The organism is Dictyoglomus sp. NZ13-RE01 (assembly GCA_002878375.1).
Classification (GTDB): Bacteria; Dictyoglomota; Dictyoglomia; order Dictyoglomales; family Dictyoglomaceae; genus NZ13-RE01.
In genome coordinates, this window is sequence record NIRF01000008.1 from 73974 (window position 1) to 89271 (window position 15298).

Here is a 15298-nt window from a genome sequence, read left to right on the forward strand (position 1 = left end):
TTAGTTTTAAAATTTTTTAATCTTTATCTCTGGAAGTTTATCTTTGTACTCTGGGTCAATAAGATGGATTTGCTTCCTTATTATTCCTCTTTTTTCAATGGCAGGATTTAAGCAATATATTTCAAATTCTTCCTTATTTATTTCTGATACATCATTTACATGAGGAAAGAGAAGCTTTAGATAAGCAGTGGCTAACCTTTTTATAGCGTTTGTATCTCTTGTGTCGGCTTTTGGTTCAACTTCTACCAATTCATTCACAAACAAAGAATATTCGGAATGATTTCTTAAGGAATGAAGAACCTCTGAAAAGTATTCTACATTTAAGGCATAACCTGTAACCTTCATGCTTTCATTGATTCTTGGCAATTTCCATCCCTCATTAAATCCATGAAACCTATCTAAAAGGGCAGATTCTTTGAAAAACTCAGGTAGTTCACTAAAATAAAATTGATTGATAGGTCTAAAGTCTTCTGTAAGAGGTATATTCCCAAGAAGCATTAATCCAGCCTCTGATGTGCCTAAGATGTTTCCTATTTTAAATGTTCCTGACTCAAGATAACTTTTTAAAGCCCCACTTAATTCTTCCTCGTTGGAGAATTTTATTGTCTGTATCTCATCTAATGCAACAAAGTCATACCTTGTTATATAGCCAAAGGTATTTCTTGCCATATCATAAAACATTTTTGCTCTTGAAACATTGCCACCACTAATACACCATCCATATTTACTTAGATTATTAAATATGTATGATTTTCCAGTACTTTTTGGTGAGAGTTCTATCATGTTTAGTCTTGGCTCAACAAAGATTAAGAGACGTGATAAAAAAGAAAGTTTTTGCTCTAAGCTATCAAATCCTGCTGGATTATACTCCATTGACTTAATAAGTAGATCAATCCACTCCTCGAGGGTAAATTCTTTTCTTCCCTCTCTAAAATACTCAAAATCTATATCATAGGGTTTAAATGGTTTATAATCTACTATCGCAATATATCCCAAGTTAAATTCTGAGGCTTCTGGTGGTACATATAATAGAGAGAAAACTCCCCAAACTTCTCCACCAACAAGATTTTTATGCTTCTCGATTACAAATTTTTCAACAATACCCTCATTAAGTGAAATGCCAAGATCAGGAATCGAAAACCTTATAAGGTTTTTTTTGACATCTGGTTCTATAAGTACTCTTGCTAATATCTTTTTTTCAGTTTTTGTAGATATTAACTCTCCTTTTAGTTTTTTAGCATCTTCTTTTTGAGGGATAAATTTTTCTAAAAAGCTTAGAAGTCCAGTTTTATCTATTGTTCCATCCTCATCAGTGAATTTTTGTACAAGCCAGTCCTTAATGAAAGATGGTATATTTTTTCCACTAAAAACACTATATATTTCTCTGCTCTTGTAGACAGATTCATTTGGAAAAACCCTTCTTATTTTTAAGTCTAAACTTTCTTTTTCTTTCATAAAATATCCCTTTCTTTCATACCTCCAATAATATTTATTTCAAATGGCTTCTCAAACTCCCCAATCTTTATTTTTATTGAAAGATTGCCTACCTTTATATTTTCTAATTTTATGCTATAAATATCGCTTTCCTTATTGTAGTTCATTTCGTATAATCTTCCTGAGTATTCTATTTTTACTTTTACTTTAGGTTTTGGTTTGATTTTTACTTCTAATATTGGATTTCTGATACTTATATCTGTTTTTAGTATATGAACTTCAAATTTTTCCCTTTTGACTAATTTTTTAGAGGCATGTATAAGAGGGACTAATATTTCCTCTGGTGTAGCTCCTCCATGTACTTCTCTTTTTGGTACATCACTTAAAGAAGCATATTTTAATGTAATAATATATTTATGTTCTTTTCCTTCCTTATCTTTGGAGGTATGCAAAAAGAAGTCTTCATCTTCAATAAAATTTTTTTCTGATGTAATCTCCATATATCTTCCTTCATGCTCTGCGTCCTCAAAATTATATCTTTTAAATTTATTGAATTGATAGCTTGCAAAGGGTGTGAAACCATGATCAGAAAATATGATGAGGTCATCACCAAAGCTTGATACTTTTTTAACTATGTTTTTTATTATTTCTATTTCTTCTATTATATTTTCTGGATACTTGTATATATTTTGATCATGAAGATATTTATCCAGATCATTTATTGATTCATCTGCATCTAACTTGTTAAACTTTGTTATAGAGGGTAGTTCCGAGGTTCCTATATATACTTGAGTGGTATATCCCTCTTCTTTTAACAGCCTTAAAAATAGGTTTAGAAACTCTAATCCTAATCCATCAATAAAAATCTTTTTGCTTTCTTGATTTTTCTCTATTTCTTTAAAATAAATATTCTCTAATTTATCAAAGGAGAAATACCAGTTGTAAAAAGACTTGCTGTTATTATTCTTTTCATTCAATATGGAGATGTGCCTATCTGAAATAGAATTTCTAAGCCTTGAAGCTCTATATTCATTGAAATATTCAATAATCCAATTATTTTGCTCATTGATATTTTCAAAATGTAATTCTTCTAAATAATAGCTTAGTTCTGGATAGATATTTGATAAATCATAAATATGGTCTAAATTTTTTATTATCCACTTCTTCTCAAATTTAGATATTCCAACTAAATATTTATATGTTACATCGATAGGTAATTTTTCTATTTCTTCTTCCAATCTCTCATCAATGAATTTTGGCACTTCCTCATTAATTTTACTGTAATAATTTCTCAAAAGGCTTCTTCTTTCATTTAAAAGTTTCGAAGTAGGGGTATTTATTGAAAATATCTTCAACCAGTAATCTGTAATTAAGGAATTCTTAGAAAACTCTTTAATATCTTTTAGGACGAAGGATGTATATGTATCGTTAAATTCATAGTTATTTAGAATATACCATTTCAGAATCCAACGAGAAAATTCATCTCCATGATGCCATAAGTATAATGTATCTTCTAATTTGAGAGTTTTAATATTTAATACGACTTCTGCAAGCTCATTAAAATTTGATTTTTTTGTACTAAACTTGTCAAATAACTGCTTCCAAAAACGGTCCTCTGTCTCTTCATACTCAATGGGAACTTTAATATTCCATACCTTTTCAATATATTCCTTAATATTTTCTATCTTTATGAAGTCGAAGGTTTCATCTGGAACTACCTTGTCAGCAAAATAATAAATAATATCTGAGCATGAAATTAGTGTACTTGGTATTTCGCGCTTTTTCCATAAATTCAAATAGTCTTTTGTATTTCTTATATTAGCATCTTCTAAATTGAAATTTACAAGATATATTTTAACCTTATCCTTCTCCGGGTCATTTATTATCCATAAAGGGTCCCACTCAAATCTTCTATGATATTTGTTCAAAAAGGCATTTTCTATTCTGTTTCTCATACCTATTAATGGAATATATATTCTTCTATTTCTTTCAGGGCTTCCCTCAATCTCTAATAGGAAATTAATAAAAGAGTAAAGTTCATTATCACTAAAAAATCGCAAAAACTCAGAAATACCAAGAATTATAAAATCATTTTGTGTATCTAAATTTTTTATTAGGTTGTAAATGTTTGATTGGGTTAGCCATCTATCCTCATTTTCATCGAGGAGAATATCACCTATGCTTATTACATTAGCTTTGTTGTTAAGTTTATTTATTAACTCATGTAGTAATTTATAATTACTCAGCATTATTAGTCTGGTAGGAAAGCGAATACTATATGTATTTCTTGAAACTCTATCCTTATTTAAATATTCTATTAATTCATCGAGATTTCCAAATATCATTCTTAATCTAACATCCTTTCAATGAATTCACAGATAGAAGGATTTTCATCTATTAGTTTTATAAGAATTTCCTTTAGATCTTTATTGGTTGATCTTATCTTATTTTTTATATTTTCTTTCCTTTTTGCGTTTACCATATCTTTATATTTTTTACTATTTTTGTGGATATAATTTTCTACAGTCTGCTTATTCAAGTGTAGCTCCTCTATTTTCATATTTAAACGAATATCTTCGATTATATTTTCAAATATATTTTCTTCTAAGTCTTCATCTCTTATATCAAGTGTCTTTACAATGAATTCTCTGTAATTGCTTCTTGCTCTATTTTCATCAAATATCATTTCTATGCCATCCTTATTTCTCTCAAATAAATTTAGCATCTCTTGATAAAAATCTATGTTTTCATCCATATAATTGCTATTTAGATAAGTGATTAGTTTGTAGATTATTTCATTAATGTCTTGATTATTTTTATGACTAAAACTCCAGAATGGGTAATTAAGTTTTATTATTGAATTTATTATCTTGTTCTTGAGATCTTTAAAATTATTTACATGTTCAATATTAAAAATCTTTTCAATAAATTTTGAGTACTTATATTTGATTATGCAATCTCTTAAGTCTTTTTCATCCCAATAATACGGTTCTTTCTCAATATTTTTTTGAATAAATAATAACAAGGCATCAATATTATCTATTATGTCACCAAAATCTAAGCTTTTAAGAAAGCTTTCCATTACTATTTTAGTATATTCTTTTTTTAGATTGCTTTTTAATAATGTTCCCTGTGATTTTAATTCATCTTTTAATTTTTCAATAATCTCTTCCGATAGTTTGGCTTCAGTGTCTAAGAATTCTTTTAAATCAATAATAATTTTCTTAATTTGATCATTAAATATATAACTGAATAACCATAAGGGAGATTTTATGTCATTATTTATTTTTTCTTTAATCTTATTTTTTACTGATTTAAGATCTGATACATTTTCTAATTCAAAAATATTAGCTAATATATTTACTAACTCTGTTTCAAGTAACTCCTTTTTCCTCAAATTTTTCCAATCGGAAATTTTTACTAATAATTTGTTTTCATCAGAGAATGCAAGTTCTTCCTGAAAGTTCTTATTTAGAAAATTTATTAATTGGTCCCATTCTTCTTTATTTATTAAGCCAACTTTTTCTTGTAGCCAATTTTTAAATCCTTCTTCTAATTTATCGGGTTTCAATATTAATTTTAAATCTGTCTTATAATTTTTGAAAAAGGCATTAATTTTTTTTATATCTTCCGGTTTAAGCTCATCCTTAATTGATATCAAAAGTTGAATTAATTTTAGAAAAAAGTCTTTAGTTTCATCATTTATACTACTTTGAATATATTTTATGCTCCATAGTGGAAATTTTCCTTTGTTGATAATCCATTCTTTTACTCCATATATTGTCTGCTTTAAACCTTCACTGGTTTGAATTTCAAAGAGTTCTCTTAATATATCTTCTAATTCTTTTTCTTCTGGAATACCAAGTCTTATCTTCAAGTTTTCTTCATCTTTTCCCTCGATTATGTATTTCATTAGAGAAATTACTTTTTCTTTTAATTTTATAGCATCAATTATTTTTTCTTTGCTCGGTTCATACAACTTGTTTACAAAAGGTCTTAATGTGAAGGAAATTAATGCGGACCCTATTATACTGGGATAAATACCAAATGGAGGTTTGAAAATAAAATCAAGCGCTTCTGATAAATAGAAAGTTCTTCCTTCCTTTTCCTTTATCTTTCTTTCCACTTCTCTGAAGAGTCTAACAGTAGGATGATTTGGATCTATAGTTTCTTTTATTAGTAAACCATCATTGACAATATATTCTCCGTTATTTGTTTTTAAGAGAGTAAGAACAGATTTATAAAGCTGGCTTTTTGCTCTATCTTCTAAATCATTACGATCAGATGATAGTAAGAATATTTCTACTGTTTTTTCTGAAATTTGTTTTTTCCATATATTTTCATTAGAGAGAAGCCCTTCAATATTTTCAGGACCAAATGTAAATATTTCTTTTGATATTTCTCTGTTTATAACATCTTTAAAGTTATTAAAATTTGCAATTCTTTGTTTAGTTAAATAATATATTTTTACATTTCCTGTTTCAATTCTTTCAAGCCATTTATTAACAATACTTTCTATATATTTATAATTTCTTTCTTTCTCTTCACTAAAGCCATGTCTATCTGCAACTTTATATCTTGCAAAGTATTCAATCAAATCATTGAAATATTTTTCTCCAAGGGCTTCATGACAGATAATGAAAACTTTATTTTTAAACATTTCTTCGTTTTTCGTAATTATGCTATTTATAACATTTTCTGCTGTTTTAATTTCATCTTCAAATTTTGGTAAGAAAATTACGAGATGGATAGAGAATTGATAGTGAAATGCATTTTTAATTTTTTTCTCTATCTCATATGGATTTAATTTCGGATCTAATAGTAATAACTCTACAGGGCGTAAAATACCACTTTCAAATAGGTCTTTAAATTTATCTTCATAATTTATAGTAAGGCGTGAAAAAACATTTAATATATTATATTCTATTTCCTTTTTGAAATTTTCTTTTTCCATTATAACTTCATTTTGTGGTAATGGTGTTACAGAGATAAGGAAAAGATTATCAGGGGTTTTTGGAATATAACCTTGTTTATTGATATAATTTAAAACATCTTTTAAATATCTTTCATAAGGTGTTCCTATAAACATTCTCTTTATATTTTCTTCAGATGGAGTATAAAGATCATTTCTTGCACTACTACTAACGGATAGAAAAGAGTTTAGAATATTCAATAAAAGAATTCCTTTATATATAGATTCATAGGCTTTTCCAAGCTTTTTTAGATCATTTAAATATCTTTCTTTTTCTAAAACATTTTTAAGTTTATTTTCTGGATTTCTTATAAATTCTTCGTGAAAATAGTCCCATATGTAATCAGCTGTTAAAAAATAGTGTGTACCTAAGGAATCTTTTAAAGGATATTCTTTAATAAACTTAACAAATCCTTTTTCTTCATCGTTAAAAAAACTAAATATACTTCTTTGCGAAGAACCAATATATTCTGCAAGTTTGAATGTAATATAAGCAGTATATGGATGTATAGGAAAAATATTCTTTATAGATTCCTTTTGTTTATATATTTCTGAGGTTTTATTGTCTGAGAGTTCGGAAATTAGATTATTTATATTATCACCACTATATACCTCGTCTCTTAGTTCCTTCCATTTTAGAAAATCTTTTTTATTTATAATTTTTGACATGATACGATATGTTGTAATTTCTTCCATTTTATATTCATGATATTTAAATCTTCCTAATATTTTTTCAAAATCTTCATTTGAGTATTGAGATTGGGATGGGCTTCTATGGCTTACTATAAAGAGATACACATTACTATGGGGGGTTTTCTCCGCTATATTTTGAAAAATACTAAGTAACACATTGCTATTAGGAAGGTCAAAAATTGATGTAAATTCATCCCAATATATGCACATTCCTGAAATTGTTTCATCGTATTTTCTAACTTCATTTATAACATCTTCAAGCCAATTTTCTATAGAGGTTAGAGAGACTAAATATTTAAAATTTTTTTCAAAGGCTTGTAAAACATCAATATTTTCTGATTTTAATTCTTTTAATAATTCTTCTTTATTCTTAACTAAAATTTTTAAGTCATGATGGATATTTATAAACTCGTTCCAATTATAAAGTGGGTCATTCTCGATTGCGTCTATGTATTTATCAAATTCACTTTTTATATTTATTTCTATATTCTCCTTTATAAGAGCTTTTTTAACAGCTGTTTCTATAGTCAATGATAAACTTTTTACATCAAAAACAGTAGATATATTCTTCAACGTCACTGGAAATATGCGATTTTTCAATCTGTAATTTTTTAATCTCTCTCTTATCTTAGAATCATCAATATTATTTACAAAGTCCTCAATTTCTTCGTAAGGGTCCCAAAGAAGATGCTTTATCACTCCAGTAGCATGACTTTTACCTGTTCCATATCTTCCTTGAACAAATATAGATTTTTTCTCTGCTGGATTTTGAGACTCTAAGGAATCAAGAAACTTCTCTAAAAGAATTTTAAAGTCATCTGTGGGTATAAATTGTTTCCAGTAATTTTTAGCTTCATTTTCAATATCGTAAACAGGATAAAATTCTTCAAATACATCTAAATAATCTATATACTTTTCTTCTATCATCTAATTTTCCCTCCCCATTATATCATTCAATAAGGCAACATAATCTTTTATTTCTTCAGAAAGGCTAATATTATCTAAATCTGCAATTATATCAACGTGAATAAGATCTCTATATTTATTATTTAACCAACGTAAATTATTTTCTAAGGCTTCTCGGGAAATTCCAAAAAGCAAATAGGGACTTCCATCTTTATTGGTATCTTTATAAAGCTCTGATACAGTGAATTTATACCTTTTTTTGAAAATAGCATATCTATATAGGGAATATAAAATTGCTATAGGATGAATGTCATCAGTGCCCATTTTTTTTACAATTCTCAATCTTCCATTTTTTTCAATATAGCCTATCTTCAATGTATTACCAAGTGGACTACTTTCAAAAGTATTTAATAAGGAAATAATTCCACCATAGGCAGTTTTGAAAGAAATTTCAAAATCTTTCATTACTAACTTTGTTAAACTTTTAGAAGTGTGACTTGTATACCATGGAATTTTATTTAAATACCATCTAACTACAGGAGAATTATAAAATAGGTTTATCCAGATTATTTGCCAGGATAGTGTTGAGATAAATATGGAATGTTTTTTTAGAATATTAGTAAGAGGTGATATTATTTTTTCTTTTCTTTGATGAATTAAGAGTTCTGAATCAATAAGCCAATTTATCATTGCGGGATATTGTCTATTTCCTAATGTGTTTCGTGTAAACCATTCTTCTGGATTTGCAAAAAAAGATTTTAACCATTCACTCCTCATTCCAAAAGTTAAATATCTACCAAAACCTTGAGCTTCACCCATTTTATTACTACTCCTTTCTGAAGAATCTAATGATTTAGCTAATAAACATCCATTAGAAACAAAATTAACACAATTTAAGCAGTTTTTACATAAATTAGTATTTATTTTTACATTTGGAAGAACTTTTAATGCCCCTGTTTTACATTCTGCTTCACATGCACCACAATGAATGCAATATGCGGTTTTATATGCTATTTTTTTGATTGTATTTATTATATTAACATCATCATTTTCAACAATTATTTCTGTATAATTATCTGATAAATATAGTTTTATATCTGTGATAAAATCGTTAAATTTCAATTCTCCTATATAGGTATTTTGATTTTTTCTAATATTGATAATCTTAAAAACTTTTAACCATTCTAATATATTTTCTCTCGGATTAAACATGATTATTTTAAAATTTTTATTCTCCTTTATAAATTCGACTCTTATATTATTTTCAACACCATCTCCACCTGCTCTTTTTTTCCAGTTTCCCGATATAATGTACTTTTTACGTTCTTCTTCATCATGAAGTCCTAAAGAAGTAAGATGGTTGCCTATTATATCTATATATACATTTGCTATATCAGGAAATATACTTCTAATTATGTATTCCGACCAAGATGATCCGAAAGGACATATACTACATCCGACTCTATTTAAACCATATCTATATCCTTTATTTAAGGGTAAAGAACGAGAATATATGTATATGAATGTCTCTGTTAAATTCCAATCTCGAATTACTTCAGCATTTATTTGTGTTAAATGTTTTACTTCTTCTGCTACTCTGCTATATCCACTTCTTCTTGTGCTTTCTTCAGCTCTTACACCATCAAAAACTAAAATTTTCAAATTCTGTTTTTCTGGATTTAATCTTCTTAAGAATCTTACTTGGGGAGATGTTTTATATACAGAACAACACCAACGGATTATTCTACTTGGGGGTCCAAATATTTTCCATAAATCATAGGAATGTTGCTCATTTCTGACGATGAAGAATTTTAATGTAGGATATATTTTTGAGTAGTATTCTTTTGTTTTCTCAAATATTTCGTAAGTAGGTGGAATTTCCATAGTAGTATCAGTAAAAATAACCATAAATTCATCAGGAGGGATAGTCCTACTTACAAGATCTAAAACAACTTGAGAATCCTTTCCACCACTATAAGAAACAATAAAATAATCTACTTTATCCTTATATTTATTATAAACTTCATTGATGAAATCTATGGCTTCATTTTCTATTGTTTTTAGAGCTTCTTTATTGTTTTCAATCAATAATTCTAAATTTATTGGTTCAAGTTTTAAATTTTTACCATTTTCAGTAAGTTTTATTTTTGGTTCTTCATATATATTTCCTCCTCTAACTTCAGCTACTAATTCTCCTTTATAAAAATATCTTCTTCCTATATTCCAAAGAAGTGGTTCTTGGCTCTGGGGATAATCCCAGTATTTATTAAATCCTAAAAGATCTAATTCTTCATAGAATACTGGACGGGGAGGAATAATTTCATTTTCTGAGGATGTAACTAATAATACTCCACCTGATTTTTTATCCCACTCTACTTTATACATGTTTTACCTCTAAATATTAATTTTATAATAAAATTATATCAAAATTTTAAATTCACTTCTATTAAGATTATAATTGCCTACAGTGTCAAAAACTGTCCCTTTACTTTTTTTGTTCCTCACCAAAACTTGGTATAATATAAAGCTATGAATGTAATTGTAAAAGTGTTTTTGCTTTCTATGACGCCAATAGGAGAGTGTAGGGTGTCTATACCATTTGGTATATATAATGGGCTTTCACCCTTTGAGGCTTTTGTTATTAGCTTTTTAGGAAATACTTTGATGGGGATATTAATTTACTGGGCTATTGATCTTTTAAAAAATATTATTTTGAACAGAGATCCTTTTAAAAATCCTTATGAAAAGTTTGTAAAAAGCAAGCTTAATAAACTCAAGATATATTCCCTGGGTGTTACCTTTTCCCTTGCAATTTTTATAGGAATGCCCCCTCCAGGGACAGGGGCTTTTACTGGAGCAATTTTATCAAAAGTTTTGGGCTTAAATTTTAAACAGGCTTTTTTGGCAATATCTTCTGGTGTTTTTATTGCTTCAACAATAGTAACTTTTCTTACTTTATCTTCTAAGGCTGTCTTTTAAGTTTTACTTTATCTCTTCAATTCTATAATAAAATCTTACCACAGATTTTGCTCCTTCAATTTTACCTGCAAAGTTGTAATCTTCCAACTTCTTTTCCCAAGATTTTATTTTCTCCTCTCCTTTTTGAAGAGTGTTTAGATTTTCCTTTAACTTTCCTGAGACTTTTTTAATCTCCTTTTCAGTATCTACAAGACCTGGAATTTTCTTTCCTTCAATCTCTCCTCCATAAAGCATAATATTTAAGAGCTCTTCAATTTTTTGTATTCCTTCTAAGGATGTGGTTAGCATGCTCATAGCCTTTTGACTTTGGAAGGATAGATCTTTTAGAAAATCACCAATCTCTTTTGCATCATCAGAAAACCTGCTTTCTTCTATTTCTTTTTTAACATTCTCCGCCATATTTAATGCGGTTTGCCAATCTTTATCTTCTTTATCCTCCGCCTTATTTTTAATAAATTCATAGAGTTTTGAAAAGTTTTGAGGATAATTTTTTATATTTCGAGACAGTAGATAGGCTTTATTTTGATAGCTAACAAGAGTAAAGGGAAGAGTTAAGAATTCTTGGGGTATTGATGGGGTTTGTTTTTCAAAACCCTCTAATATTCCTTTGAGGATCTTCTGATGAGCCTGATTTAGTAGTAGAAATCCCTCTAATCCATCTGAAAAATTTTTTATCTGGTCTTTTATAGATAGATCTACAGGAGGGATGGAGGGAAGAGCTGTAAAGGTAAAGGCTGGAACCTTTAATTTTTTCCCACTTATTAATAGCTTTATTTCTCCCTTAGGAATAGGATATGTAATTCCTGTAAGTCTTACAGTTTTTCCAAGGACCATAACCATGAAGTCTTCTAGATTTTTGAGAACAAAATCATCTGCAGAAAATTCACAGGACATTACAACCCTAAAAGGTAAATCCTCTAAGGTTTTTATATTTACATCTATCTCCAAATCTCCAGATTTTCCTACAAAGCTTTCTGGCTTTGCAATTTTTCCGTTGTATTTATATGTAATAGAAAATTCTAAGGGTAGTTTTTTGTTCAATGTGCCTGTTAGATAAATATTTTTGTGCCCTTGAGCATTACCTTGAATTATTATCTTTCCTTGTGATACACTTACCTTTGTATCCTCATTGTATAATCTTATATCTTTTAAATATTTTCCATCTTTAACAATAGAAAAATTGCCATTTCCATTTATCTCAATCCAGTTTACAAGATCCACTTTTTTAACTTTTCCATCATAATTTAAAAGTACATATATACTTTCATCATTTTTAGTACTTATAATTGAAGATGCACTAATATTTATTAATAGTAAAAGAAAAATAATTAATATGATTCCTTTCTTCATTTTCTTGCCTCCTTTCTAATAAATCCAAATTTTTCAATGAGGGTATCTACAGTGGTAAGCAATGGAACTACAAAAAGAGTTACTAATATCACGCTTATTATAGCACCTCTACTTACAAGCATGGCAAGATTTTTAGCCATAAAAATGTCTGAGAAGAGTCCTACAGGAAGGGAGATTAAAAACATTGTTCCTGCACTATTGATAATACTATTCATACCTTCAAAGGCAAACTTTGCACAAGAAAATCTATCGAGACCTTTTCTTTTCGCCTCCAGATATCTTGAGGTTAGAAGTACTGCATAGTCTATGGTGGCACCCAATTGAATAGCTCCTATGAAAAGATTTGAGGAGAAGAATATAAATCCATAAGTAATATAGTCTATGAAGAGATTAATAGTAATAGCCATTTCTATGGTAAATACAAGGAGAACAGGAATGGGAATAGATAAAAAGGAGAGAGCAATTATTAAGAATATAGAGATTATTGAGATAATATTTACTCTATTTAAATCCGTTGAGGTTACATTCTTAAGATCATAATTTAGAACAGGGGTTCCAGTAATTTTTACATTAAAATTCTCTTCAAGCTTCTTTCTAAGTTCTTTAACAAAATTGTAGGATTCGGAAGTGCCATACTCCAAGTTTGTGTCAATAGAGATATATGAAAGTTCACCTTTAAAGAAGCTTTCTCTTACTTCTGATGGAACCATATAGGGGGGAAGCAATGGATCTACCATGTCGTAATATCCCATCATACCTGATACATGAGGATCATTTTTCAAAATTTTTGTTATCTTTTGCCAGTTTAGTGGATCTTCTTCTCCTACTATGAATATAGTAGATCTCTTATTAAATATATCCTCTAACTTTCTCTGCCCTACAATAGAAGGCACGTTTTCTGGAAGTCCCCTCAAAATTTTGTAATCCATAGGAAACTTAGGAATTATAAAGAGGGAGATGGCACATATGATAAATAAGGCAAGAATAATATGTCTTCTTCTTAATAGGAAGTTTGAAAGCTTTTCTCCTGAAATTCTAAGTACCCATCTTTTCGCATGGTACCATTTTTTATGAAAATGGTAGAAGAGTACCGGAAGTAGAGTTATAGAAAGTAGGAAGGAAATAATAACACCTCTCATAAGAATAAATCCTAAGTCTTTTCCAAGCCCAAATTTCATAAGAGTCATAGCCCAAAAGCCAGCGAAAGTGGTGCCTGCGCTCGCAATTATACTTATGGCTGTAGTTCTTACTGCTTCCCATCCTGCCTCTTCTTTATTTCTTCTTTCGGACTCTTCTTCATATCTATGATATAGAAAAATGGCATAATCCATAGTAACTCCCATCTGAAGTATGCCTACTATCATTCTTGAGATAAAACTTATCTCTTGTTTGAAAAGAACAGATAATGCGGTGTTTATCAATATTGCTAAGAATATATTGAAATAGATAATTAGGGGAACATACATTGATGGGAATATTAAGAATAAGAATGCAATTACAAGAATACTTCCAATTAGTAAGTATTTTGCAGTTTCTTGCTGAGTAATCTTACTTAGGTCTTGGGATATAGCTACATTTCCCGTAAAATAGCTTCCCTTTGGAAGAATCCTTTTTATCTCCTTTACAGCCTTTTCAGTAGTTGGACTTTGGGAAGATTCTCTAAAGTCTATTTTTATAAATGTATATCCATCCTTTATAAATTTTTCCTTTACATTTTTATCCCAGAAGTAATCAGGAAGAAAAATATCTTGAAAGTCTGATATCCATGATACCTTTGAGACTCCTTCTATTTTTGATATCTCCTTTTTTAATTTATCTACCTCTTCAGCATCCTTAAAAGGAAGTAATATGTAGGCTTCTTCACCTAATTTAAAAACATTTCTCAAGATATTTAGAGCTTTTACAGAGGAAAGGTCCTTAGGTAGAAGAGAGTATAAATCATAATTAACTTTTAAGAATGAGTTCAGATAAAGGGAAAGAATAAAAACTATGATAGCTAAAATAAGAATAAGTCTTGAATGTCTAAAGGCAAAAAAGTATAGCTCCCTCATCCTTTCACCTTCCTTCGATGGACGAATTTAATATTTTTTCAGTGAGAGCATAAATGGTGTTTAAAATTTCTTGAATATCTTTTGGCTTTTGGTTTTCTGAATTTTGGTGCAATATTCCATAAACTCCATATAAGATAAAAGTGGCTATTTTTTTACTATCAATATTTTTATCCTTCTTAAACTTATCAATAAGTTCAGAGAAAGGTTGTATAAGCCCATCAAGAATTTTGAAGGCAATCTTTACTCTCAAAGGAAAGTATTGGGGAGTAAAATAAATGTGAGAAATAGATTTAAGATCTTCAAAAGCCTTTATAACCTCATTTACTATGTTATTATATTTTTCAGATAGAGAAAGATTTTCATCTTGGAAGATTTTAGAAAGTTTCTGTATATAATTTTCCACATAATACTGTATTGCGGACTCAAAAATCTCCTCCTTTGATGAGAAGTAGTAATAAAACATACCAGGTGAACCCTTAACTTCCCTTAGTATATCCCTAATGGAAGTTTTTTCATACCCTTTATCAAGAAAAAGTTTAAGGGCTGTCTCAATCAGCTCTTTTTTTCTAATATCTGGCTCTTTACTAATCCTCATTTCATTTCTCCAAAATAGAACGAACGTCGTTCTATAGACAGGATGAATTTTATCAAAAAAATTAGTGGGAGTCAAAATGAAATGTTAATAATATCACCTAACTGATCTGTAATCATTTTTAATCACCCCCAATCATAAGCACAATTCTTCCTTTCTTGCTTATCTTTAACCTCAATCTTAATATCTCAATTATTCTTAAGGCAAAATTTATGAAGCTTATTATTCCTCTCTTTAATTCCTCTTTTAATAACTTTATTCTATGCTCTCCCTTCTCTATTTTTGATGTTAAGTAAATAACTAACAATGCTCCCATAAATA

Annotated in this window: 9 protein-coding genes; 1 reads left to right on the plus strand and 8 read right to left on the minus strand. The window is 28.7% G+C overall.

Annotation, left to right across the window (positions count from 1 at the left end):
• Positions 1 to 6: 6 nt before the first annotated feature.
• From CBR30_06720 to CBR30_06735, 4 genes are read right to left on the minus strand one after another with little or no spacing between them, the layout of a single operon-like run.
• Complete coding sequence (locus tag CBR30_06720) at positions 7 to 1455, minus strand: TIGR02688 family protein (protein PMQ01342.1); 1449 nt, start codon at positions 1453 to 1455, stop codon at positions 7 to 9.
• Positions 1452 to 3779 carry a hypothetical protein gene (locus CBR30_06725; protein ID PMQ01343.1) on the minus strand — a complete coding sequence of 776 codons (2328 nt, stop codon included), beginning with the start codon at positions 3777 to 3779 and terminating at the stop codon, positions 1452 to 1454. The genes CBR30_06720 and CBR30_06725 overlap by 4 nt, the downstream gene beginning before the upstream one ends.
• Before the next feature lie 2 nt (positions 3780 to 3781).
• Positions 3782 to 8026, minus strand: a complete 4245-nt coding sequence (locus CBR30_06730) for a hypothetical protein (protein PMQ01344.1) — start codon at positions 8024 to 8026, stop codon at positions 3782 to 3784.
• A complete protein-coding gene (locus CBR30_06735) occupies positions 8027 to 10390 on the minus strand; it encodes a phosphoadenosine phosphosulfate reductase (protein PMQ01345.1) in 2364 nt (787 codons plus the stop codon).
• Positions 10391 to 10534: 144 nt separating this feature from the next.
• Between CBR30_06735 and CBR30_06740 the strand changes: the two genes are divergently transcribed.
• Positions 10535 to 10984, plus strand: coding sequence for a ligand-binding protein SH3 (locus CBR30_06740; protein ID PMQ01346.1), 450 nt, complete (start codon positions 10535 to 10537; stop codon positions 10982 to 10984).
• Positions 10985 to 10987: 3 nt separating this feature from the next.
• On the opposite strand, the gene CBR30_06745 is transcribed toward CBR30_06740, so the two are convergent.
• From CBR30_06745 to CBR30_06760, 4 genes are all read right to left on the minus strand, one after another.
• A complete protein-coding gene (locus CBR30_06745; protein PMQ01347.1) occupies positions 10988 to 12334 on the minus strand; it encodes a hypothetical protein in 1347 nt (448 codons plus the stop codon).
• Positions 12331 to 14385, minus strand: coding sequence for a hypothetical protein (locus CBR30_06750; protein PMQ01348.1), 2055 nt, complete (start codon positions 14383 to 14385; stop codon positions 12331 to 12333). The genes CBR30_06745 and CBR30_06750 overlap by 4 nt, the downstream gene beginning before the upstream one ends.
• Positions 14386 to 14389: 4 nt before the next feature.
• Complete coding sequence (locus CBR30_06755) at positions 14390 to 14980, minus strand: TetR family transcriptional regulator (protein PMQ01349.1); 591 nt, start codon at positions 14978 to 14980, stop codon at positions 14390 to 14392.
• A 118-nt stretch (positions 14981 to 15098) separates the two neighbouring features.
• Complete coding sequence (locus CBR30_06760; GenBank protein PMQ01350.1) at positions 15099 to 15293, minus strand: hypothetical protein; 195 nt, start codon at positions 15291 to 15293, stop codon at positions 15099 to 15101.
• Positions 15294 to 15298 lie beyond the last annotated feature (5 nt).